The 24390-nt window shown below is 60.6% G+C and carries 22 protein-coding genes; 13 read left to right on the forward strand and 9 right to left on the reverse strand.

Annotated elements, in window-relative coordinates:
• Position 1 precedes the first annotated feature (1 nt).
• Both C5748_RS08130 and C5748_RS08135 read right to left on the reverse strand, forming a co-directional pair.
• Entirely contained in the window at positions 2–850 is an 849-nt protein-coding gene (locus tag C5748_RS08130; RefSeq protein ID WP_105741447.1) for an amidohydrolase family protein, read from the reverse strand.
• A 176-nt stretch (positions 851–1026) separates the two neighbouring features.
• A complete protein-coding gene (locus C5748_RS08135; protein ID WP_105741448.1) occupies positions 1027–1821 on the reverse strand; it encodes an IclR family transcriptional regulator in 795 nt (264 codons plus the stop codon).
• Between the two features lie 167 nt (positions 1822–1988).
• Here C5748_RS08135 and C5748_RS08140 point away from each other — a divergent pair, with 167 nt between their 5' ends.
• The 11 genes from C5748_RS08140 to C5748_RS08200 all read left to right on the forward strand — a co-directional run bounded on the left by C5748_RS08140 (position 1989) and on the right by C5748_RS08200 (position 12876).
• Positions 1989–3308 carry an ABC transporter substrate-binding protein gene (locus tag C5748_RS08140; protein ID WP_105741681.1) on the forward strand — a complete coding sequence of 440 codons (1320 nt, stop codon included), beginning with the start codon at positions 1989–1991 and terminating at the stop codon, positions 3306–3308.
• 264 nt (positions 3309–3572) lie between these two features.
• Positions 3573–4466, forward strand: a complete 894-nt coding sequence (locus C5748_RS08150; protein WP_105741449.1) for a carbohydrate ABC transporter permease — start codon at positions 3573–3575, stop codon at positions 4464–4466.
• Between the two features lies 1 nt (position 4467).
• Positions 4468–5337 (forward strand): carbohydrate ABC transporter permease, encoded by an 870-nt coding sequence (locus C5748_RS08155; protein WP_105741450.1) that lies wholly within the window; start codon positions 4468–4470, stop codon positions 5335–5337.
• Between the two features lie 4 nt (positions 5338–5341).
• Positions 5342–6439 (forward strand): ABC transporter ATP-binding protein, encoded by a 1098-nt coding sequence (locus C5748_RS08160; protein ID WP_105741451.1) that lies wholly within the window; start codon positions 5342–5344, stop codon positions 6437–6439.
• Position 6440: 1 nt separating this feature from the next.
• Entirely contained in the window at positions 6441–7553 is a 1113-nt protein-coding gene (locus tag C5748_RS08165) for a mandelate racemase/muconate lactonizing enzyme family protein (RefSeq protein WP_105741452.1), read from the forward strand.
• A gap of 10 nt (positions 7554–7563) precedes the next feature.
• Complete coding sequence (locus tag C5748_RS08170) at positions 7564–7893, forward strand: L-rhamnose mutarotase (protein WP_105741453.1); 330 nt, start codon at positions 7564–7566, stop codon at positions 7891–7893.
• A 243-nt stretch (positions 7894–8136) separates the two neighbouring features.
• Positions 8137–9210 (forward strand): Gfo/Idh/MocA family protein, encoded by a 1074-nt coding sequence (locus tag C5748_RS08180; protein WP_105741455.1) that lies wholly within the window; start codon positions 8137–8139, stop codon positions 9208–9210.
• 8 nt (positions 9211–9218) lie between these two features.
• The gene (locus C5748_RS08185; RefSeq protein ID WP_105741456.1) at positions 9219–9671 is read left to right on the forward strand and encodes a MaoC family dehydratase; all 453 of its coding nucleotides are present in this window, start codon (positions 9219–9221) and stop codon (positions 9669–9671) included.
• 31 nt (positions 9672–9702) lie between these two features.
• Positions 9703–10440, forward strand: coding sequence for an SDR family oxidoreductase (locus C5748_RS08190; RefSeq protein WP_105741457.1), 738 nt, complete (start codon positions 9703–9705; stop codon positions 10438–10440).
• Between the two features lie 98 nt (positions 10441–10538).
• Positions 10539–11384 (forward strand): fumarylacetoacetate hydrolase family protein, encoded by an 846-nt coding sequence (locus C5748_RS08195; protein ID WP_105741458.1) that lies wholly within the window; start codon positions 10539–10541, stop codon positions 11382–11384.
• Positions 11385–11592: 208 nt separating this feature from the next.
• Positions 11593–12876, forward strand: a complete 1284-nt coding sequence (locus C5748_RS08200) for an L-fuconate dehydratase (protein ID WP_105741682.1) — start codon at positions 11593–11595, stop codon at positions 12874–12876.
• Between the two features lie 3 nt (positions 12877–12879).
• On the opposite strand, the gene C5748_RS08205 is transcribed toward C5748_RS08200, so the two are convergent.
• From C5748_RS08205 to C5748_RS08240, 7 genes are all read right to left on the reverse strand, one after another.
• The gene (locus C5748_RS08205; RefSeq protein WP_105741459.1) at positions 12880–14253 is read right to left on the reverse strand and encodes an FGGY-family carbohydrate kinase; all 1374 of its coding nucleotides are present in this window, start codon (positions 14251–14253) and stop codon (positions 12880–12882) included.
• A 231-nt stretch (positions 14254–14484) separates the two neighbouring features.
• Positions 14485–14802, reverse strand: a complete 318-nt coding sequence (rhaM, locus tag C5748_RS08215; RefSeq protein ID WP_105741460.1) for an L-rhamnose mutarotase — start codon at positions 14800–14802, stop codon at positions 14485–14487.
• On the reverse strand, positions 14799–15800 hold the full coding sequence (locus C5748_RS08220; protein WP_105741461.1) for an ABC transporter permease: 1002 nt from the start codon (positions 15798–15800) through the stop codon (positions 14799–14801). The genes rhaM and C5748_RS08220 overlap by 4 nt, the downstream gene beginning before the upstream one ends.
• The gene (locus C5748_RS08225; protein WP_105741462.1) at positions 15797–16795 is read right to left on the reverse strand and encodes an ABC transporter permease; all 999 of its coding nucleotides are present in this window, start codon (positions 16793–16795) and stop codon (positions 15797–15799) included. The genes C5748_RS08220 and C5748_RS08225 overlap by 4 nt, the downstream gene beginning before the upstream one ends.
• A 7-nt stretch (positions 16796–16802) precedes the next feature.
• Positions 16803–18332, reverse strand: coding sequence for a sugar ABC transporter ATP-binding protein (locus C5748_RS08230; RefSeq protein ID WP_105741463.1), 1530 nt, complete (start codon positions 18330–18332; stop codon positions 16803–16805).
• Positions 18333–18571: 239 nt separating this feature from the next.
• Entirely contained in the window at positions 18572–19567 is a 996-nt protein-coding gene (gene rhaS / locus C5748_RS08235; protein WP_105741464.1) for a rhamnose ABC transporter substrate-binding protein, read from the reverse strand.
• 46 nt (positions 19568–19613) lie between these two features.
• A complete protein-coding gene (locus C5748_RS08240) occupies positions 19614–20426 on the reverse strand; it encodes a DeoR/GlpR family DNA-binding transcription regulator (protein ID WP_105741465.1) in 813 nt (270 codons plus the stop codon).
• A gap of 322 nt (positions 20427–20748) precedes the next feature.
• Here C5748_RS08240 and C5748_RS08250 point away from each other — a divergent pair, with 322 nt between their 5' ends.
• Positions 20749–22845, forward strand: a complete 2097-nt coding sequence (locus C5748_RS08250) for a bifunctional rhamnulose-1-phosphate aldolase/short-chain dehydrogenase (RefSeq protein WP_105741467.1) — start codon at positions 20749–20751, stop codon at positions 22843–22845.
• Between the two features lie 241 nt (positions 22846–23086).
• Positions 23087–24379 (forward strand): L-rhamnose catabolism isomerase, encoded by a 1293-nt coding sequence (gene rhaI, locus C5748_RS08260; RefSeq protein ID WP_105741468.1) that lies wholly within the window; start codon positions 23087–23089, stop codon positions 24377–24379.
• Positions 24380–24390 lie beyond the last annotated feature (11 nt).

The raw sequence follows: 24390 nt of genomic DNA on the forward strand, positions 1-24390 counted from the left end.
ATCAGGCGGGCAGGCTGAGCTTCCAAAGCTTCCGCGCATTTTCCGAATAGAGCTTGCGCCGCTCGTCTTCGCTTGCACCGGCAAAGAGCGCATGGGTGGCGGCGACCCATGTGGAAAGCCCGCCGCCCAGCGTGCAGACCGGCCAATCGCTGCCCCAAACGACGCGATCCCAGCCGAAACAGTCGATGACATGCTCGACATAGGGCGCGAGCGTTTCGATTTTCCAGGTTTCTGCATCGGCATAGGCGACGACGCCGGAGATTTTGGCAACGACATTGGGACGGCTGGCGATTTCGGCGATATTTTCCCGCCACGGGTGCGGGTCTCCGGCGGCGATGGCAGGGACGCCGCAATGATCGAGCACGAATTGCGTCCCCGCGGCCAGGTCGGCCAGAGCCGCGGCGCGCGGGATCTGGTGCGGCAGGACGCAGAGATCGAAGGTGAGGCCGCTGCCGTCGAGCAGCTTTACATTTTCGCGGAACAGCGCCTGCTCGGAAAGTTCGTCGGGCATGACGTGCAGCACGCGACGAAAGCCCTTGACGAAGGGATCGGCCTTGCAGCGCTCGAGAAAAGCCGGGAAATCGGCCTCTTCCGGACGGCAGGAGGAGATCGCGCCGACGATTAGATTGCCAGGTTCGGCCGAAAGTCCGCGGATATAGTCGGTCTCGGCACCGATTGCCTCAGGGGCGACATCGACCTCCATGTGAAGGGCGGCTTTAATGCCGACCCGCTGGGCTTCCTGCGCATATTGGCGGTAGAGGAAATCCCGATCGAGAGGGGGAACGCCGGCGAGCCAGGGATAGCGCAGCGCCTGCCGGTCGATGATATGCAGATGGGTGTCTATGAACATGCTCTCTCCCTAGAAATCAGGGCCAAGCGCCCTCGTCCTTCGAGGCTGCGTTCCGCTTCGCTTCACTACGCACCTCAGGATGAGGGCTACTGAAGCGCGGCGTCTCTTCACCCTCATCCTGAGGTGCGAGCGAAGCGAGCCTCGAAGGACGAGGGTGAACGGCTGAACGAACAAATCTATGCATCACGGTTTACCCTACCCCCCGCTCCTGCAAGCTCTGAAAGCGCCTTTGCCGCCTTCACCAGCAGCTCCGTGGTCTGTCCGATATCGGGCGCATTCGGCGCGTTGACGAGGGTGATATAGGGGCAGGTGAGCGCGGCCAGCGCCCGCCCGTCGGGCGCGAGGATGGGGGCTGAAAGATTATAGACCCCTGCCGTCTGTGCGCTGGCCATGATTTCGTAGCCGCGTTCACGGATCGTATCCAGGCGGGCATCGAAATCAGGCGGCTGGACCGTGTCGTCCGCCCGGCGCTCATATTCCGTGATCATCATGGCGCGTTCCTCCGGTGAGCGGAAGGCGAGAAGCACATGACCGGAGCCGGTATTGAAAAGGCCGATATGGGAGCCGACGCGGATCGAGATGCCCCAATAACCGGGAGCCTCCTGCTGGGCGATCACCACGGCGGCGCCGCGGTCGAACACTGCGAGCTGATTGGCCTGCCGGGTCTTCATGGCGAGTTCGCGCATGATCGGCGTGGCGTAGGAGGCAAGGCGGCGCACCGGTGTATGGAGCTGCGCCAGGCCGAACAGCTTCAATGTCAGCGAGAAACGGTCGCCGTCGAGGCGCGTGACATAGCCGCGGCGTACCAGCCGATCGAGCATACGGTAGAATTCATTCGGGCTGCGGCCGAGCTCCTTGGCGATTTCGGCCTGTGTCAGCCCACCGTCGATGCCGGCAAGGAGTTCCAGAATATCCAGTCCCTTGTCGAGCGCTGGCGCACGGTATCGATCGCTGTCCTCGTCGTCGGACATGATTCCTCCCCTGTGAATTTACCCTGTCATATACGAAGAACGGTTTGGGCGAAAAGCAAATTCGTCGCTTGACGGCTGGTAAATTAAATGTTTGCATATGAATGAAGCGCCCATATGTGAGAGTGCTCATGGGGATCGGCGGAGCGGTCGCCCAAAGGGAGGAAGTCATGAAGAGATTGCTTACTGCCGCCTCGGCAGCAGCCATTGTTGTCGCACTGGCCAGCGCCGGTGCGTCGGCTGCGGAACTGCCCGGTCAATTCGAGGGACAGACGATCGACGCCAAGCTCATTGGCGGGCAGCAATATGAGGCGCTTTATCAGCGCATCGGGGAATGGGAAAAGCTGACCGGCGCCAAGGTCAACATTCTCTCCAAGAAGAACCATTTCGAGCTCGACAAGGAAATCAAGTCCGACATCGCGGCCAATAGCCTGAACTGGTGCGTGGGATCGAACCACTCGTCCTTCGCCCCGCAATATCCTGGCATCTATACCGACCTGACGCCCTTTATCCCGAAAGAGGAAATCGACGCTTTCGTGCCGTCGGTCATCAAGGCGGCGACGCTCGATGGCAAGCTCATCATGCTGCCGCGCGCGCAGTTCGACGTCTCGGCGCTCTATTTCCAGAAGAGCCTTTATCAGGACGAGGCGAAGAAGAAGGCCTACAAGGCGAAATATGGCGAGGATCTGGTTCCGCCCGATACGTGGGACGAGGTAGCTCGGCAGGCGGAATTCTTCAGCAATCCGCCGACATTCTACGGCACGCAATTCGCCGGCAAGGAAGAGGCGATCAATGGCCGCTTCTACGAGATGCTGGTGGCGGATGGCGGTGAATATATCGATGCCGACGGCAAGCCTGCGTTCAATTCGGCGGCCGGCGTGCGGGCGCTCGACTGGTTCGTCAATCTCTACAAGGCAAAGGCCGTTCCGGTGGGCACCACCAACTATCTCTGGGACGATCTGGGCCAGGGTTTCGCCTCCGGTTCGATCGCGCTCAACCTCGACTGGCCGGGTTGGGCGAGCTTCTTCAACGATCCGAAATCGTCGAAGATCGCCGGCAATGTCGGCGTCAAGGTGCAGCCGAAGGGCTCTTCGGGCAAGCGGACGGGCTGGTCCGGCTTCCATGGTTTCTCGGTAACGGAAGCCTGCGCGAACAAGGAAGCGGCGGCTTCGCTCGTCTGGTGGCTCACCAACGAGGACAGCCAGAAGCTCGAATCCGCTGCCGGTCCGCTGCCCACTCGTACTGCCGTCTGGGCGTATAATATCGAACAGGCGAAGGACGATCCGTATCGCACGGAAGTGCTGAAAACCTTCCAGGAAGCGTCGAAATACGCTTTCCCCGTGCCGCCGCTGGCGGAATGGATCGAGATTTCCAACGCGGTTTATCCGGAACTGCAGGCGGCAATCCTTGGCGACAAGACCTCGAAAGAGGCGCTTGATGCGGCTGCGAAGAAGGCGACTGCGATTCTTGAGGATGCGGGGAAGCTCTAGGAGCAGCTCCTGTTTTGATGGAACCGCGAGGCCCCCCCCTCTGTCCTGCCGGACATCTCCCCCACAAGGGGGGAGATTGGCCTGCAACAATGACGGCGCGACCTTGCAACGCCCGTGATTGGCAGTGGCGCTCATGCCAGCGTAATCTCCCCCCTTGTGGGGGAGATGTCCGGCAGGACAGAGGGGGGTGAGATCGACAAGCACCGGCTCGATAATGAAAAGCAATTTCATGCCGCATGACATTCAGCGGGTACGAGATACGAAATGAAATCCAGACTCCCTGCCCCAGTCCTTCTCCTGCTCCCGGCTATCATCGTGCTTGTCGCGGTCATCGTGGTGCCGCTGCTGTTTTCCTTCTATTCGAGCTTCACGCCGTTCCGGCTGACCCGCCCCGATAGTCTGTGGACGTTCATCGGCACCCGCAATTACACCAGAGTGCTGAGCAATTGGGATTTCTGGGTGGCATTCGGGCGCACCATCCTGCTTCTCACCATCGCGCTCAATGCCGAAATGCTACTTGGGCTCGGACTGGCGATGCTGGTCAACAAGGCGACGCACGGCCAGCGGCTCTTGCGCACCTTGATGATGTTCCCGATGATGTTCTCGCCCGTCCTCGTCGGCTTCCAGTTCAAATTCCTGTTCAACGACAATATCGGCCTCGTCAACAATGCGCTGCAATCGCTGGGGCTCACCGATCAGGCCATACCGTGGCTGATCAACGGCAATCTGGCGCTGTTTTCCATCATCGTCGCCGAGGTCTGGTCTTCCACCTCCGTCTTCGCCATCCTGATCCTGGCCGGGCTTCTCGCCATGCCGCAGGAGCCGGTCGAGGCGGCGCGCGTCGATGGGTGTACGCCGTGGCAGACATTCCGCTATGTCACCTGGCCGTTCGTGATGCCATTTGCCTTCATCGCCATGACCATCCGCTCCCTCGATGTGGCGCGCGCCTATGACATCGTCAAGATCATGACCGACGGCGGTCCGGCGGGGCGAACGGAGCTGTTGTGGACCCTGATTGGCCGGACGGCCTATAGCGATGCGAGGATGGGGCTGGCCAATGCCATGGCCTATGTCTCGATCCTGCTATCCATCCTTTTCACCGTTTATTTCTTCAGAAAACTGGCCGCCGCGCGCCAGCAAATCGGAGCGGAGTGGTAAGATGGAAGGCAGCAACAGCTCCTATCGCGTCAAACGCCGGATCCTGAACATCATCCATCTCATCGGCCTCTTCCTGGCGATGCTGGTGATCTGCCTGCCGGGCGTCTGGGTCATCCTCAATTCGCTGCGCCCGACCGTCGAGATCATGGCGAAACCGCCGGTGTGGATTCCGACGCAATTGTCGCTCGATGCCTATCGCGCCATGTTCGGCGGCGCCGGGCAGGGCGGCGTGCCTGTATGGGATTATTTCCGCAATTCGCTGATCATTTCGATCACCTCGACGCTGATCGCGCTCGCCATCGGCATGGCCGGCGGCTACGCCTTTGCACGCTACCGCTTCAAGGCGAAGTCGGCGATCTTCCTCGGCTTCATGCTGACGCGTGCGGTGCCGGGCATCGCCCTGTCGCTGCCGTTGTTCATGATCTATGCCAGGATCGGCATCATCGACACGCATTTCGGGCTGATCCTGACCTATGTCGCCCTTAACGTGCCTTTCACCATCTGGCTGATCGACGGCTTCTTCCGGCAGGTGCCACGCGATCTCGCCGAAGCGGCGCAGATCGACGGCTGCACCCGCTGGCAGGCCTTCTGGCAGGTGGAGTTTCCGCTGGCCGGTCCCGGCATCGCGTCGGCGGGCATCTTCGCCTTCCTGACGTCCTGGAACGAATATGCGCTTGCCTCGCAGCTTACCCGCTCGGTCAATTCCAAAACGCTGCCCGTCGGGCTTCTCGATTACACCGCCGAGTTCACCATCGACTGGCGCGGCATGTGCGCGCTTGCCGTCGTCATGATCGTGCCGGCGCTGATCCTCACCTTCATCGTCCAGAAGCATCTGGTCTCCGGCCTCACCTTCGGCGCGGTAAAAGGATAATTGCATGGCTCCTGTATCGCTTAGGAAAATCGTCAAACGCTACGGCAATGTCGAAGTCGTGCATGGCATCGACCTCGATGTGGCCGACGGGGAATTCGTGGCGCTGGTCGGTCCGTCCGGCTGCGGAAAATCGACCACGCTGCGCATGATCGCGGGCCTCGAGGATATCAGCGGCGGCTTGCTGGAAATCGGCGGCAAAACGGTCAATGACCTGCCGCCGCGGGCGCGCAATATTTCCATGGTGTTCCAATCCTACGCGCTCTATCCGCATATGACGGTGCGCGAGAATATGGGCTTTTCGCTGAAGATCGCCAAGCGCCCGCAAGCGGAAATCGACGAGCGCGTCGCGGAAGCGGCGGGTATTCTCGACATGAAGCCGCTGTTGGAGCGCCGCCCGTCGCAGCTTTCCGGCGGCCAGCGCCAGCGCGTCGCGATGGGGCGGGCCATCGTGCGCCAGCCGGAAGTGTTCCTTTTCGACGAGCCGCTGTCCAATCTCGACGCCAAGCTTCGCACCCAGATGCGCACCGAGATCAAGAAGCTGCACGCCAAGGTCAAATCGACGATCATCTATGTGACGCATGACCAGGTCGAGGCGATGACGCTTTCGGACCGCATCGTCATCATGCGCGACGGCCATATCGAGCAGATCGGCACGCCGGATGAGGTGTTCCGCTTTCCAGCGACGCGCTTTGTCGCGGGCTTCATCGGCTCGCCGCCGATGAATCTTGAGGAAGCGACGGTCGATGACGGCAAGCTGGTTTTCAATTCAGGCGACAGCCTGCCATTGCCGGTTCAGTTTCGCCAGCGCGTGACGGCGGGCCAGAAGGTCGTCTTCGGTCTCAGGCCAGACGATATCTATCCGGCCGGGCACGGCCTTTCCTCGGCCGCCGCGACCGATATACATCAGCTCGACCTGCCGGTTTCGATCACGGAGCCGCTCGGCAACGAGACATTGGTTTTCGTCGAGTTCAACAAGCGGGATTGGGTGTCGCGGATGCTCAATCCAAAGGCATTGGCGACGGGAGAAAAAGTCACGATGAGCCTCGACCTGTCGCAGGCGCATCTGTTCTCCACCGAAACGGGCCGGACCCTGAGGGACTGACATGGCGCGGATAGAAAAAATCGAATTGCGCATGGTCGATCTGCCGCCCAAGACGTTGCGGACGGATGCCATCCAGAGTTTTGTCAGCCAAGAAACGCCCATCGTCACCATCACTGATTCCGACGGCGCGACGGGAACCGGCTACAGCTATACGATCGGCACGGGCGGCTCGTCCGTCATGCGGCTTCTGTCGGACCATCTAGCGCCACGTCTCCTTGGTGAGGATGCCGACCGGATCGAGGCGATCTGGCGCAAGCTGGAATTCGCCACCCATGCCACGACGATCGGCGCGATCACGGCGCTGGCGCTGGCCGCGATCGATATAGCGCTGTGGGACCTCAGGGCGAAGAAGCAGAACCTGCCTTTGTGGAAGCTCGCCGGCGGGGCCAAGGATCGCTGTCCGCTCTATACGACCGAGGGCGGCTGGCTGCACATCGAAAAACAGGCGCTGGTCGAGGATGCGCTTGCCGCGAAGGAGAAGGGCTTTCGTGGATCCAAGGTGAAGATCGGACGGCCGCACGGTTCGGAAGATCTCGACCGTCTCTCCGCGATGCGCGATGCGCTCGGGCCCGGTTTCGAGATCATGACCGACGCCAATCAGGGTTTTACGCTCGACGAGGCGATCCGCCGTTCGCATGTGCTGCGCGATATCGATCTTGCATGGCTGGAGGAGCCGCTTCCCGCCGACGATATCGACGGGCATGTCAGGCTTTCGGCGGCAACAGCTACGCCGGTGGCAGTCGGCGAATCGCTCTATTCGATCCGCCATTTCCGCGAATATATGCAGAAGGGCGCCTGCTCCATCGTGCAGGTCGACGTTGCGCGCATCGGCGGCATCACGCCGTGGCTGAAGGTGGCGCATCTGGCGGAAAGCTTCGATATTCCCGTCTGTCCGCATTTCCTGATGGAACTGCATGTGAGCCTTGTCTGCGCGGTGCCGAATGGGAAATATGTCGAATATATTCCGCAGCTCGACGATCTGACGCAGAGCTCGATGCGCATCGAGGGCGGCCACGCGATCGCGCCGGATGCGCCTGGTATCGGCATCGATTGGGACTGGGATGCGTTGCGTTCCCGCAGCATTGCCGAATTCACCAGTGAAATCCGGGCTTGAGGGGGCGTCCATGCAACGAATGGGGATGATCATCGGTCTCAATGCGGAGAAGATTGCCGAATACAAGCGCCTTCACGCCACTGTCTGGCCGGAAATCCTGGCGCTGATCTCAAGCTGCAATATTCGCAATTATTCGATCTTCCTGCGCGAGCCGGAAAATCTGCTTTTCGGCTATTGGGAATATCACGGAAGCGATTTTGCCGCCGACATGGCGAAGATGGCCGCCGATCCGAAAAACCAGGAATGGTGGTCGGTCTGCATGCCTTGCCAAGTGCCGCTTTCAACCCGCAAAGAGGGTGAATGGTGGGCGATGATGGATGAGGTGTTTCATGTTGATTGAAGTGGGCGCGAATACCCCTCATCCGACCTCGCACAGCCTGTTCTCGGGCTTGCCGGAGGCAAGACCCGGGGGCGAGGCCACCTTCTCCCACAAGGGGAGAAGGAATGGCTGCACGAATGTGGACGCCAATTGCGTACGTTGGTGTTTGGCAGTTAGGTCAATGCAGTCTTCCTCCCTTCTCCCCTTGTGGGAGAAGGTGGCCGCGAAGCGGTCGGATGAGGGGTTTCGGCTCAGTTTTGGAGTATTCAAGTGACCTTTGATCCAAAAACTCTCGTGCAGTCCTGGCCGCTGCCCGCCAATCCGCGTCCCATCGTGACGTTCGGCGCGGGTTCCATCGTGGGCGATGCGCATTATCCGGCTTACCGGAAGGGCGGCTTCCCGATTGCCGGCCTTTTCGATCCCGATGGGGCCAAGGCGCGCAAGTTGGCCGATGCGTGGAACGTGACGGCGTTTTCCTCGATTGGCGAAGCGGCGGCGGTGGAGAATGCGGTGTTCGACCTGGCGACGCCGCCAGGCCGTCACGCGGAGGTTCTAAGGGCGTTGCCGGATGGGGCGACCGTGCTCATCCAGAAGCCGATGGGCAACACGCTGGAAGAGGCGAAGGAGATACTTTCGGTCTGCCGTGAGAAGAAGCTCATCGCGGCGATCAATTTCCAGCTGCGCTTCGCGCCGATGATGCTGGCATTGAAGGATGCGATCGCCAAGGGGTGGCTCGGCGAGGTGATCGATTTCGATGCCTGGCTGGCGCTCGATACGCCGTGGCAACTCTGGCCGTTCCTGAATGGCCTGCCGCGTGTCGAGATTGCCATGCATTCGATCCATTATCTCGATCTGATCCGGCAACTGCTCGGCGATCCCATGGGGGTTCATGCGAAGACGCTGGGGCACCCCAACCACAAAGTGGCGCAGACCCGCACCAGTGCCATTCTCGATTATGGCGACAGGGTACGCTGTGCGCTGTCGATCAATCATGATCATAAATTCGGCCGCAAATACCAGGCTTGCGAGTTCCGTATCTGTGGCACCGAGGGAGCGGCTTATGTGAGGCTTGGCGTCAATCTCGATTATCCGCGCGGCGAGCCGGATGTGCTGGAGATTTATCCGAAGGACGGCGACGGCTGGGTGGCGGTGCCGCTCGAAGGCGCGTGGTTCCCGGACGCCTTCGTCGGGCGCATGGCCAATCTGCAGCGCTTTGCAGCCGGCGAGGACCGTGAACTCGTCAGTTCCGTCGAAGACGCATGGAATACGATGGCGCTGGTCGAAAGCGCCTATCGGTCGAGCGCCCAGCCTGCAACTCCGCTCGACCCGAGACCGTGAGGCATAGAATGGCGGAACAATCGATCTATTTCGAAGACTATCAACTCGGCCATGTGCGCACCACCACGGGCCGCACCATCACGGAGACGGATTTCGTCGTCCATGCCGGGCATACCGGCGATTTCTTCCCGCATCACATGGATGCCGAATTCGCCAGGACCACGCCGTTCGGCCAGCGCGTTGCGCATGGCACCATGGTGTTTGCAATCGGCGTGGGGCTCACCGCCAGTCTTATCAATCCTGTGGCTTTTTCCTATGGATATGACAGGCTGCGCTTCGTGCGACCGGTCTTCATCGGCGATACGATCCACACCCGCGTTACGATCAGCGCCAAGGACGACGATCCCAAGCGTCCCGGTTCCGGCCGGGTCGTCGAGCGATGCGAGGTGATCAACCAGCGCGGCGAGGTGGTTCTTGCCGCCGATCATATTCTGATCGCCGAGCGCCGGGACAAGGCATGACGCACATGGTGAAATTTTTCGGAGAGTTGAGATGAGCGACAAATTCAAAGGCAAGACGGTTCTGGTTACGGCTGCCGGACAGGGCATCGGCAAGGCGACAGCGCTTGCCTTTGCACGCGCCGGCGCGACGGTGCATGCCACCGACATCAACGAGAACGCACTCTCGGCACTTGCCAATGAGCCTGGCATCTCGACGCGCAGGCTCGATGTGCTGGATACCGCATCGGTGACGCAGGCGGCGGCCGAGATCGGCACGGTCGACGTGTTGTTCAACTGCGCTGGGTTTGTCCATTCCGGCTCGATTCTGGAGATGAAGGACGAGGATCTCGATTTCGCCGTCGATCTCAATGTCCGCTCGATGGTGCGCACCATCCGCGCCGTGCTGCCCGGCATGATCGCCAAGGGGGGCGGTGGCGCGATCATCAACATGGCCTCGGTTGCAAGCAGCATCAAGGGCGTGCCGAACCGCTTCGCCTACAGCGTCACCAAGGCGGCCGTCATCGGGCTGACGAAATCGGTCGCCGCGGATTATATCGGCCAGGGGATACGCTGCATGGCGATCTGCCCGGGCACTGTCGAGAGCCCGTCGCTGGAAGAGCGCATGCGTTCGCAGGGCGATTACGAGACCGCCCGCGCGGCCTTCATCTCACGCCAGCCCATGGGACGCCTGGGAACACCGGAGGAAATCGCCGATCTCGCTGTTTATCTTGCCGGCGCGACCTATACGACGGGCCAGGCATATGTCATCGACGGCGGATGGGTAAATTAAGGGAGTAGGGGAATAAGGGAGTAAGTGAGCAGGGAAAACATACTCCCCTATTTCCCTTACTCCCCTATTCCCTTTCATTTCATACAAGGAGACATGACATGAAGCTGCTGCGATATGGCGAAGCAGGAAACGAAAAGCCGGGCGTTCTGGACAAGGACGGCAAGCTGCGCGACCTCTCTGGCCATGTGAACGACATTGCCGGCGTGGTGCTGGCGCCCGATGCGCTGGCCAGGCTTGGCGAGATCGATGCGGAAAGCCTGCCGCTGGTTTCCGGCAATCCGCGCCTCGGTCCTTGCGTCGCCGGGACCGGCAAATTCATCTGCATCGGCCTGAACTATGCGGATCATGCCGCCGAATCCGGGATGGCCGTGCCGCCGGAGCCGGTCATCTTCATGAAGGCGACCTCGGCGATCGTCGGCCCGAATGACGATCTGGTCATCCCGCGTGGCTCGCAGAAGACCGACTGGGAAGTCGAGCTCGGCATCGTCATCGGCAAGACCGCAAAGTACGTGAGCGAGGAAGATGCGCTGGATTACGTCGCCGGCTATTGCACGGTACACGATGTCAGCGAACGCGCCTTCCAGACGGAGCGCGCGGGGCAGTGGACCAAGGGCAAGTCCTGCGACACTTTCGGCCCGACCGGCCCGTGGCTCGTTACCAAGGACGACGTGGCCGACCCGCAGAACCTGGCGATGTGGCTCAAGGTCAATGGCGAGACCATGCAGAACGGCTCGACGAAAACCATGGTCTATGGCGTGCGCCACCTGGTTTCCTATCTCAGCCAGTTCATGTCGCTTCATCCCGGCGACATCATCTCCACCGGCACGCCTCCCGGCGTCGGCATGGGCATGAAGCCGCAGCGGTTTCTCAAGGCAGGCGATGTGGTTGAGCTTGGTATCGAAGGGCTGGGCCAACAGAAGCAGAATGTGACGGCTGACGTTTAAACGTTTCAGCGATAGCACCCCCCTCTGCCCTGCCGGACATCTCCCCCACAAGGGGGGAGATTGGCCTTCATTCATGACGGGTGCTCTATCCTGCACCGTTGGCGATTGGCGAAAGCAGAACTCCTATCCAATCTCCCCCCTTGTGGGGGAGATGGCCGGCAGGCCAGAGGGGGGTGAAAACGAACACACCAACGTAAAGAGGTTCCCCGTGGCCCGCATTACAGATCTGCGCGTTTTCGATCTGCGTTTTCCGACGTCGCAAAGTCTCGACGGATCGGACGCGATGAATCCGGATCCGGATTATTCCGCAGCCTATGTCATCCTCGATACCGATGAGGACGGCTTGGCGGGCCATGGTCTCACCTTCACCATCGGGCGCGGCAACGACATATGCTGCCTCGCCATTCAAGCGATGAAGCATCTCGTCGTCGGGCGGGAACTGGAAGCGATCGCTGAGAACCCGGGGAAGTTCTGGCATCATCTGACGGGCGACAGCCAGTTGCGCTGGATCGGGCCGGACAAGGGCGCGATGCATCTGGCGGTCGGCGCGGTGGTCAATGCCGTCTGGGACCTCCTGGCCAAGCAGGCGGGCAAGCCCGTCTGGCGGCTGGTGGCTGAGATGACGCCGGAGGAGATCGTCCGGATCGTCGATTTCCGCTATCTGACGGATGTGCTGACGTCGGAAGAGGCGCTGGCAATCCTTGAGAAAGCAGAGGCCGGAAATGCCGAGCGGATCGCCACGCTCGAGCGCGAGGGCTATCCCTGTTACACCACTTCGGCGGGCTGGCTTGGTTACTCCGATGAGAAACTGAAAAGGCTTTGCCAGGAAGCGATTGATGCCGGGTTCAACCATGTGAAGATGAAGGTCGGGCACGATCTGGAGGATGATATCCGGCGTCTCACCATCGCCCGCGAGACGATCGGCCCCGACCGGCTCCTGATGATAGACGCCAACCAGGTATGGGAAGTCGACCAGGCAATCGATTGGGTGAAGAAGCTCGCCTTCTGTAATCCCTATTTCATCGAGGAGCCGACCAGCCCCGACGATGTCGCCGGGCATCGCAAAATCCGCGAGGCCATCGGGCCGGTGAAGGTGGCGACCGGCGAAATGTGCCAGAACCGCATCATGTTCAAGCAGTTCATCGCCGAGGGGGCTATCGATATCGTGCAGATCGATTCATGCCGCATGGGCGGGCTGAACGAGGTTCTGGCGGTGCTGCTGATCGCCGCCAAATATAACCTGCCGGTCTGGCCGCACGCGGGCGGCGTCGGCTTGTGCGAATATGTGCAGCATCTTTCAATGATCGATTACATCGCCATATCGGGAACCAGGGATGGCCGGGTCATCGAATATGTCGACCATCTGCACGAGCATTTCATCGAGCCGTGCGTGATCCGTGATGCGGCCTATATGCCGCCGTCGCTGCCGGGCTTTTCGATCGAGATGAAGCCTGCTTCCATCGAGCAGTATCAGTGGCGCGGAGCGGAGTGAAAGCTATTCGCTGACGAGGTTCCGCCATGTCTGCGCATAGCTGGCGAAGGTTTCGGGAAGCACCAGATTGTTATGCTCGAGCGCGCTTGCGCCGGGCTGCATTCCGGCAAGCATGGCAGCGCCGAGGCTGGTGCCGGTCGAGCCGGGAAGCGCCAGCACTTCGCGTCCCGTGAGGCAGCCGAGCGCGGCGGTATAGATGCTGTTTTTGGCGAAGGGGCCTTCGACGAGGATAGGCCCATCGGCGCCGACGAGGCCGAGGCTGACATCCGTCATCAGCGCGGCATAGAGCGAGGCGGCGGCGTAGTGTTTGGCAGGCGAGAGGGTTTCCGCATTGAGCCATGCCATTTCGCGTGTCGGGAAAGGTCCGGTGCCTTTGACGACGCTTGGCAGCACCATTGTTTGATCGCGCAGGATGTCTGGCAATGCTTCGATTGCTTCTGCCGGATTGATCGATGCGGTGTCCTGCATCAGCAGTTCGAATTCCCGGCCGCCCATGAAGCGGGCGGAGGGGACGGGGCGGCCATAGGCATCGACATTGACGAGCGTGTCGCGGTCGGGATCGAGCTTGCCGGGGTGACCGCCGACGCCGAAGATGACCACCCAGGTGCCTGTTGAGACGACGGCGAAGGGCGGTTCGCGTCGCATCAGATGCGGCAGGAGCGAGGCGTTGGAATCGTGTATGCCGCAATGGACCGGCACAGGTGTGTCGAGGCCGATCTCATGGGCGATTTCAGGCAATATGGGACCGAGCGCATCGAAGGCGGAATGCACGGGCGCTAATAGCGGTTCGATTTCCAGCGTATCGACAAGCGATGAGAAGGAGCCGGTATGCGGGTTCCAGAGATCGGTGTGACAGCCGAGCGATGTGGTCTCGCAACTGGCGATACCGGTCAGTCGCCATGCCCAATATTGCGGATAAGTGAGGATGGTGCGGACATGCGCGAAAAGATCGGGAAAGGCGTTTTTTTGGTAATGAAGTTGCGCACCGAGATTGAGGCCGCCGGAGAGCAGAGGGGACGCGGTTTCGTTGAAATTGGGACGCAGCGCGGCATAGGTTTTGCGGATTTCGTCCGGGTAGATGTGCTCGTAATCGAGTACGGGCATCGCAAGGCCGGTCTCGCCGAGAAGTGCCGCCGAGGCACCATGGGTGGTGATCGAGATGGCGTCGAAGCCGGGGCTGCGGGCGAATTGCGTGAGCGCTTCGAGGAAGAAGCGCCACAAGTTTTCGATATCGTAATGCGGATAGGGAGGGCCGGACGCTACGGAGTTCGGCATGATACGCGTAGCGATTTCGCTGCCGGTCGAGGTGTCGACGATGACGGTCTTGGCGTTGGTTTTGCCGATATCGAGAACGGCGATGCGGGCGGGGGTGGTCATGGGACAACCATCTCATGTCCGAATTGAAATGCTGGCGCGAGGCAACCCCCCTCTGCCCTGCCGGGCATCTCCCCCACAAGGGGGGAGATTGGCTGACACGACGGTCTGTCGCCAATCTGCAACGTTGGCGATTGGTGCCGCCCGCCGATGAAGGCGTAATCTCCCCCCTTGTGGGGGAGATGCCCGGCAGGGCAGAGGGGGGTGTTTCGCGCTTCCATCAAAACATTCCCTCTACGCAAGATGAAACACCGTCACCAACTCCGACTGAACTGGCGAATTGTCCGGGTTCGTCTCCATGATATCGGCCATATGCGCCCACCATTTTTTCATCACCGGATGATCGGCAAGTGCTGCCATGCGGTGGTCGACCGGTCGCGTCAGCACGCCGAAAAGCGTGTTGGTTTCAGGATCGAGATGGATGGAATAATCGGAGACGCCGGCGTCATGCAGGAGGTCCACCAGTTCCGGCCAAATCGCGTCGTGACGGCGCTGGTATTCGGCCTCCATCCCCGGATTGAGCCGCATCTTGAAGGCGTATTTTTCGCTCATGCCTTTTTCCCGGATTTGAGGCGCTTGAAGATGATCGGCAGCGATATTGTGACGATCAGAAGCAGGCCGATGAAGATCGACATGACGATGCCGGGCACGTTGAGAAGGCCCAGGCCGAAGGTGACGAGCCCCATGACGAAGGCGGCGATGACCACGCCGCCGATGGTGCCGGAGCCGCCGAGGATCGAGACGCCGCCGAGCACGACCATGGTGACGATTTCAAGCTCCCAGCCTTGCGCGATCGATGGGCGGGTGGAGCCAAGGCGCGAGGTGAGGCAGACGGCGGCGATGCCGCTCATCAGGCCGGTGAGCAGAAACAGGATGAATTTTACGCGCTCGACAGGGATGCCGGAGAAACGCGCGGCGAACTGATTGTTGCCGATGGCGTAGATGCGGCGTCCGAAGCTTGTGGCGTGCAGCAGAATGGCGAAGGCGATGGCGCAGACAATGAAAAGCGCGAATTCAAACGAGATCACCCAGAAGACATAGCCCTGGCCAAAGAAAGCGAAGCTCTCGGGATAGTTGCCATAGGCCTGATCGCCCAGCACGATATAGGAGATGCCGCGGAAAAGGCTCATCGTGCCGATGGTGACGACGATGGAGGGCAAGCCCAGCCCCGCCACAAGCAAGCCGTTGAAGGCGCCGCACAGCAGCCCGACGGTGATGCCGATGGCGACCAGACCCGGCGTGTCGATGCCGGCTTGCGCGGCGGCGCCCATGGCGGTGGATGCGAGCGCGATGATGGCTGCGACCGACAGGTCGATTTCGCCCGATATGATCAACAGCGCCATGGCAAACGCGATCATCGCTTTTTCGGTAAAGTTGAAGGTGGCGTCCGACAGGTTCCAGGCATTGAGGAAATAGGGCGAGGCAAAGGCATTGGCGATGAAGATCGCGATTGCCACGCCCAGCAGGAGCACTTCCCAACTCGACAGCAGTCGGGTCAACGAAGTGCCTAACCGGTCGGGGATGTGACGCTTTTCTGGAAGGGCGCTCATGCGGTGGCCTCTTGATAAGTCTTGGCTGCCTTGTCGCGCAGGATGATGCGACCGCGCCGCTTCTCGGCGCGCGCGTTGAAGATGACGGCGAGGATGATGACCGCGCCCGAAATCGCCATTTGCCAGAAGGGCGAGATGTCGATCACCGGCAGGGCATTCTTGATGACGCCGAGGAAGAGCGCACCCAGCACGGTGCCGATGACCGAGCCGATGCCGCCCAGCGTCGAGACGCCGCCGATGACGGTGGCCGCAATGCTATCGAGTTCGAAGCCGGCGGCGATATCGACATAGGCGACGGCATAGCGCGACACCCAGAGATAGCCGCAGAGCCCGGCCAGCGCGCCCGACAGCACGAAGGCGAAGAAGCGGGTGCGCCCGACATCGATGCCGGCATAGATGGCGGCAGTGGGGTTGCCGCCCGACGCATAGAGTGCGCGACCGAAGAAGGTGCGGTTCATCATGATATAGACGATGATGACGATCGCCACCGCCGTCCAGCCGAGAATGGGCAGTCCGAGAAAGAGCGTGCGCGGCGTGTTGAGGAAGACCGGCGTCATCTGATGCGCATTGACCCAGCTGCCGCCCGAGAGAACGAAGGCCATGCCGCGATAGATGGTGAGCGTACCCAGCGTGACCACGATGGGCGGGATGCCGAGCTTCCAGACCAGAAGGCCGTTGATCGCGCCGAGGATGGCGCCGATGCCCAGCGCGATGATGATGAGCACCGCCAGCGGCAAATCGGGGTGGGCGGCATTGAGCATTGCGACCGCCATGCCGGTGAAAGCGAGATTGGCGGCCACCGACAGGTCGATGGACTTCGTCAGGATCACCGCCATCTGGCCGAGCGCCAGAATGATGAGGATCGACGTGTCGTTGAAGATGCCGGCGAGGTTCTTCGGCTCCGCAAAGCCCGGCGCGCGGCTGGAAAAGCCCGCAACGAGGATGGCGATGATGCCGAAGAGGAGGATTTCGCGGCTTTTGAGTATTCTGGTCATAGGGGCCTCATGCATTGCCTGTTGCGGCGCGCACCAGCGTTTCCGCATCGAGCGACTGCCTGTCGAAGAGACCTGCCGGCAACCCTTCGCGCATGACAAGCACGCGGTCGGACATGCCGAGAATTTCAGGCAGTTCGGATGAAACCATGATGATGCTCAGGCCCTCCGCCGCAAGCTCGCTGATGAAGGCGTGGACGGCGGCTTTCGAGCCGATGTCGATGCCCTTGGTCGGCTCGTCGAGAATGATGACTTTGGGGCTTGTGGCCAGCCATTTGCCGATGACGACCTTCTGCTGGTTGCCGCCCGATAGCGTACCCACGGGTACGGAAAGGGCTGCGGCGCGTAGGTCGAAGCGTTCGGCATAGCGCCGGGCCAAGGCGAATTCTTCTGCGGAGCGGAGGAAGCCGGCGCGGGAGGTTTTGGCAAGGGAGGGGAGCGAAATGTTCTGGAAGATCGGCATCTGCGCGACCGTGCCGTGGCGTCCGCGCTCTTCCGGCACATAGACGATGCCGTGCGCGATGGCGTCACGCGGTGAGCGGATCGTGATCTCGCGGCCCTCCAACGTCAGGCTTCCGTCGGAAGGGCGCGTTACGCCGAACAGCGACTGGCAGAACTCCGAGCGGCCCGCACCGACGAGGCCGTAGAGCCCGAGGATTTCGCCACGCCTCAGTTCAAAGGAAATGTCGCGGAATTCGGTGAGGTGCGCGTAGTTTGTGACCTTGAGCACGGTTTCGCCCAGCGCCACATCGACCTTGGGGAAGGCCTTGTCGACCGAGCGCCCGACCATGAGGCGCACGATCTCGTTCTGGTTCGCATCCCTCAGCGCGCCATGGCCGACAGCGCGACCATCGCGGAAGACGGCGTAGTTTTGCGCGATCTCGTAGACCTCATCGAATTTGTGGCTGATGAAGAGGATCGCCTTGCCCTGGTTTTTCAGCCGCTCGATGATCTGGAAAAGGTCGTCCACTTCCTTGCGTGACAGGGCGGCGGTGGGCTCGTCCATGATGACGATGCGTGCATCGACGGAAAGCGCGCGGGCGATGGCGACCAGATGGCGCTGCGCGATGGAAAGCTCTTTCAGCTTGGCGCGGACATCGACCGTCGTCTCCAGCGAATGCAGGAGCGCCAGCGAGCGCGCATTGAGCGCCTTCCAGTCGACAAGGCCAAACCGGGTTTTTGGCGCATGGCCGAGATAGATGTTTTCGGCCACCGACAATTCATCGAAAAGCACGGTTTCCTGATGAATGGCGGTGACGCCGTGGTTGGTCGCATCCTGTGCGGTTGCGAAGGTGACCGGTTTGCCATCGACGAGGATTTCGCCTTCATCGGGCTGATAGATGCCGGTGAGGATTTTCACCAGCGTCGACTTGCCTGCGCCATTCTCACCAATCAGCGCCGTCACCGTGCCAGGATAGAGCTTTATGTCGACCTGGTCAAGTGCGCGGACGCCGGGGAAAGATTTGGAGATGCCGCGCATTTCGAGAAGCGGAGCCGGAGGGGCCGGTTCTCGAATGGGTGTCTGGACGGCTGTGTTCATTGTTGACCTGAGCACTTTGTTGATCGCGTCACCGCCAAGCGTCCTCGTCCTTCGAGGCTCCGCTTCGCTTCGCACCTCAGGATGAGGACTACTGGAGCCGAGCTGCCCTTCACCCTCATGGTGAGGTGCGAGCGAAGCGAGCCTCGAACCACGAGGGTGAAGGGTACGCCATTGATTTTATCAAACAGCGCACCCGGCAGTGTTCCAGTCTGCCGGGTGCGCCGACCCCTCACCCGCAATTAGAAAACCTTGGCGAACTCGTCGACATTCTCCGCATTGTAGACAAACGGATCGGACATGGCGGCTTCGCCGTTTTCGCCGATCTTGACCTTGCCCATGCGTCCGGCATCGATCTCGGTCCCGGGCTTGCCGTCGGCATCGCCCTTGACGAGGTGATAGGCGATCTCGGTGGCGGTATAGCCGAGGTCGATCGGGTTCCAGATGGCGAATTCCTTGGTTGCGCCGGACTTGATCGCGCCGGCCATCTCGGAGGGAAGGCCAAGGCCGGTGACGTAGACTTCACCGATCTTGCCGGCGTCCTTGACGGCCTGTGACGCCGCGAGAATGCCCACCGTGGTCGGAGCGACGATGACCTTGACGTTGGGATACGACTTCAGGATGCCTTGCGCTTCGCGATAGCTCTTGTCGGCCAGATCATCGCCATAGACGGTGGTGACGAGGTTGAGGCCGGGAAAATCCTTCAGCTGCTTCTTCATTTCCTCGATCCAGATGTTCTGGTTGGTCGAAGTTGTGGTGGCCGAAAGAATGGCGAAATCGCCCTTGCCATCAGGCAGATGGCTGGCGGCGAGCGTCAGGCACATTTTGCCGATCAGCTCGTTCGACGACGGGTTCAGGTGCATGATGCGGCCAGCTGCTGCTACGCCCGAATCCCAGGAGATCACCTTGATGCCGCGCTGGGCTGCTTTTTTCAACGCCGGCACAACCGCGTCGGGATCATTGGCGGAGATGGCGATGGCGTCGACGCCTTGCGCGATCAGCGAGTTGATGACCTCGATCTGGCCTTCGGCGGTGGTGCTGGTCGGGCCGGTGTAGATGATCTCGACGTCGCCCAGTTCTTTCGCCGCTTCCTGCGCGCCCTTGTTGGCGGCCTCGAAGAAGCCGTTGCCGAGCGATTTGACGACGAGCGCGATTTTCATCGGCTCGGCGTGGGCCTGCGCGGCGATCATGGATACGGCAAACACCGTACCGAGCGCCAGTTTCCTGAATAATTTCATATGTAGTCCCTCCCTTTGGTTGTTTCACTCACCTCCTCGTTCACCCTCATGCGACCGAAGAGGAATCCTCCTTCTTGGCTACCGCGACAGTCTGCGCCACGATGAGCCGGATGCCCGCATCCTCCACCATGCGCGTTGCTGCGTCGGAAATACCGTCATCGGTGATAATAGTGGTTACCCGTGTCAGCGGGCACAGAATAAGGCTGGAACGGCGCGTGAATTTGGTCGAATCGACCATCAGCACCAGATCGTCCGCCTGGTTGATCAGCTTCTGCTCGCTCTGGATGATCAGCGCGTCGGATTCCATGACGCCGAGTGGGCCTATGCCCTGCGCCCCCATGAACATGCGGCGCGCATAGAAATTGCGCGTCAAATCATTGTCGAAGGGGGAGAGGATCAGGCTCTGCTCGCGATAGATCGCGCCGCCGGGCACGATGACCGTGCTCTTGGAATGCTTGACCAGATGCTCGGCGATGGCGAATGAATTGGTGAGCACCTGCAGGCGACGGCTGGCGAGGTAATGCACCATCTGGAACGTCGTCGTGCCGCCATTGATGATGACGGTGTCGCCTTCCTCGCAAAGCCTTACCGCTTCCCGTGCAATGGCGCGTTTCTTGTCGATGTTCTCGGATTCGGACACGCGGAAAGGGCGCCCGGCGAGATTGGCAAGCTGGGGAGGGTGGACGGCCTCCGCGCCGCCGCGCACACGGCGAAGACGGCCCTGCACATGCAATGCTGCGATATCACGGCGGATCGTCGCTTCCGATGCCTCGGTCAGCTCGACGATATCCTGAATGGTGACGACCGGCTTTTCCTGAACAGCGCTCAGGATGATGCGGTGGCGTTCGCGCTCGTGCATGGTTCCTCCTGTCCTAATCTATCCCGCAATTGGCGGGCGTTTGTCAATCATGTTCAATCATGAATTTTCATGAGTGCGATGCAACATGATTGATCATGATCGAATTCGATTGACAGTGAAAGTTCGCTTGCGCCATATCTCAGCGCAGAGATGGTCATGGTTTCAGGGGCGACGCTTCTTGTCCTGTCGTCATTCTCGGGCTTGTCCCGAGAATCTGCCGCCAAGAAAAAGAGAAGCAATTACCGTCCTGACAGGTCATGCCGCCGTAGATTCTCGGGACAAGCCCGAGAATGACGGTGTTGATAATCACAGGGAGGATGACATGGCGGCCCAGGTAAGGCTTCTGGAAAACCGTTGGGATGAGGCACACGCGGCGGGCCTCGATGAACCCGGCAAGCTGCTCTATCGCTCCAATCTGCTGGGTGCGGACAAGCGCATCACCAATTATGGCGGTGGCAATACGTCGGCGAAGGTGACGGAAACCGATCCGCTGACGGGCGAGCCGGTTCAAGTGCTGTGGGTCAAGGGATCGGGCGGCGATGTTGGTACGATCAAGCTCGATGGTTTCGCGACGCTCTATCAGGACAAGCTCGATGCATTGAAGGGTCTTTACGGGGGTGTCGAGGATGAGGACCGCATGGTCGGTTTCCTGCCGCATTGCACCTTCAATCTCAATCCGCGCGCCGCTTCCATCGATACGCCGCTGCATGGTTTCGTGCCGTTTACGCATGTGGACCACATGCATCCCGATGCAATCATCGCGATCGCGGCTTCGAAGAACTCGCGGGAACTGACGCAGGAAATTTTCGGCGACGAGATCGGCTGGCTGCCGTGGCGGCGTCCGGGCTTCCAGCTTGGTCTGGACCTTGAAGCCTTCGTCAAGGCAAACCCGCAGGCGAAGGGTGTTGTGCTTGAAAGCCATGGTCTGTTTACCTGGGCTGATGACGCCAAGGCTTGCTATGAGTTGACGCTCGACGTGATCAACAAGGCGATCCGCTGGCTGGCCGAGAAGATCGAGGGGAAGGCGGCTTTCGGTGGTGCTGTCGCCCAGAGCCTCGACCCGGCCCAACGCCGCGCCATCGCCGCGCGGATAATGCCGGAAATTCGTGGGCTTATCGGCAAGGGCGAGCGCAAGCTTGGCCATTTCGACGATCAGGCTGCGGTGTTGGAATTCGTCAACGCACAAGATTTGCGCCCGCTGGCGGCGCTCGGCACGAGCTGCCCGGACCATTTCCTGCGCACCAAGATCCGTCCGCTGGTGCTGGATTTTAATCCTGCGAACCCGGATGTTGACGCCGTGGTGGCCGGGCTGGAAAAGGCGCTTGCAGATTACCGCGCCGACTACACGCGCTATTACGAGACCTGCAAGCACGCCAATTCGCCTGCGATGCGCGATCCCAATCCGGTGATCTTCCTCGTGCCCGGCGTCGGCATGTTGTCATTCGCCCGCGACCGTGCGACGGCGCGGATCGCCGGTGAATTCTACGTCAACGCCATCAATGTGATGCGCGGCGCATCTTCCGTGTCCGAATATCAGGGCCTGCCGGAGCAGGAGGCCTTCGACATTGAATATTGGCTGCTCGAAGAGGCCAAGCTGCAGCGTATGCCGAAGCCGAAGAGTCTGGCTGGCCGTGTCGCGCTGGTGACCGGCGGCGCGGGCGGCATCGGCCGGGCGACAGCGGAGCGGCTGGCGGGCGAGGGCGCATGCATTGTGCTTGCCGATATCGACGCGGAAGCGCTCAAAAGCGCTCATGCGGATTTCGCCAAGCGCTTCGGCGGCGATGTGGTTCGCAGCGTCGTATTGAACGTGACCGACGAGGCCGGTGTGATCGCTTCGTTTGCCGATGCGGTGGTTGAGTTCGGCGGGCTCGACATTCTGGTGTCGAATGCCGGCATCGCATCTTCCGCGCCTGTCGAGGCGACGGAGCTTTCCATGTGGAACCGCAATATCGATATTCTGGCGACCGGCTATTTCCTCGTCTCACGCGAGGCCTTCCGGCTGTTCCGCCGCCAGAAGCTCGGCGGCAATGTGATCTTCGTCGCGTCGAAAAATGGTCTTGCCGCTTCGCCCGGCGCATCCGCCTATTGCACCGCCAAGGCAGCGGAAATCCATCTGGCGCGCTGCCTGGCGCTGGAGGGCGCTGATGCCGGCATTCGTGTGAATACGGTCAATCCGGATGCGGTGCTGCGTGGTTCCAAGATCTGGAACGGCGAATGGCGCGAACAGCGCGCGGCGTCATCGAAGATCGAGGTGAGCGACCTTGAGGAGCATTACCGCAATCGCTCGCTGTTGAAGCTGAACGTTTTCCCCGAGGATATTGCGGAGGCGATCTATTTCCTGGCGTCGGATGCGTCGGCCAAGTCGACGGGCAATATCATCAATGTCGATGCGGGGAATGCGCAGAGTTTTACAAGATAACATATGGAAATGCTGGCGGGGCAGTACCCCCCTCTGGCTTGCCAGCCATCTCCCCCACAAGGGGGGAGATTAGCTGACATGGCTTTTGGTGTTCATTCTGCAACGTTTGCGATTGGTACCAAACCTTCATGAAGGCTCAATCTCCCCCCTTGTGGGGGAGATGCCTGGCAAGGCAGAGGGGGGTGCCTCGCGATGCCATCAAACAAGAATCGCTTTAATTGCTGTCATTCGGGAGGAAACCATGTCTGACTTAAGAATCTCCGGTGATCTCGTCGCCGATGAAAACGCCGCGCGTGAGAACGCACTGAAAAGCGATTATGAGGCGCTTGGTGCAAATCTCGCCCGTCGTGGCGTCGATATCGAGGAAATCACCTCCACGGTGGGTGAATTCTTCGTCGCGGTGCCGTCCTGGGGCGTGGGGACGGGGGGCACCCGTTTTGCCCGCTTCCCCGGCATCGGCGAGCCGCGGGGGATTTTCGACAAGCTCGACGATTGCGGCGTCATCCAGCAATTGACGCGGGCGACGCCTGCGGTCTCGCTGCATATCCCCTGGGACAAGGCGGACCCGAAGGATCTGAAAGCCAAGGCGCAGGCGTTGGGCCTCAGCTTCGACGCGATGAACTCGAACACGTTTTCCGATGCGCCGGATCAGGTGCATTCCTACAAGTTCGGTTCGCTCAGCCATGTCGACGCCGCGGTGCGGGCGCAGGCGGTCGAGCACAATATCGAGTGTATCGAGATCGGCGAGGCCATCGGCGCAAAAGCGCTGACAGTGTGGGTCGGCGATGGATCGAACTTCCCGGGCCAGTCGAATTTCACCCGCAGTTTCGAGCGTTATCTCGCCTCTATGGGCGAAGTCTACAAGGCGTTGCCCGAGGATTGGCGCATCTTCTCCGAGCACAAGATGTATGAGCCGGCTTTCTATTCGAGCGTGGTGCAGGATTGGGGCACGAACTATCTCATCGCCTCGACGCTCGGGGATAAGGCCTTCTGCCTTGTTGATCTGGGCCATCATGCGCCCAACACCAATATCGAGATGATCGTCGCCCGGCTCATCCAGTTCGGCAAGCTGGGCGGCTTCCATTTCAACGATTCCAAATATGGCGATGACGATCTCGATGCGGGCGCCATCGATCCTTACCGGTTGTTTCTCGTCTTCAACGAGCTGGTGGATGCCGAATATCGTGGTGTGAAGGGTTTTCATCCCGCGCATATGATCGACCAGTCGCACAATGTCACCGACCCGATCGAGAGCCTGATTTCCAGCGCCAATGAAATCCGCCGCGCTTATGCGCAGGCGCTGCTGGTCGATCGCGGGGCGCTGTCGGGTTATCAGGACGACAACGACGCGCTGTTGGCATCGGAGACGCTGAAACGGGCGTACCGCACCGATGTCGAACCGATCCTCGCCGAAGCACGACGCCGTGCCGGTGGCGCGATCGATCCGGTCGCCGCCTATCGCGCCAGTGGCTATCGCCAGAAGGTCGGCAAGGAACGCCCGGCGGTGAAGGGTGGCAGCGGCGGCATCGTCTGACGCTTTTTTTG

It is taken from the genome of Phyllobacterium phragmitis, from assembly GCF_002980495.1.
GTDB classification, from domain to species: domain Bacteria; phylum Pseudomonadota; class Alphaproteobacteria; order Rhizobiales; family Rhizobiaceae; genus Paramesorhizobium; species Paramesorhizobium phragmitis.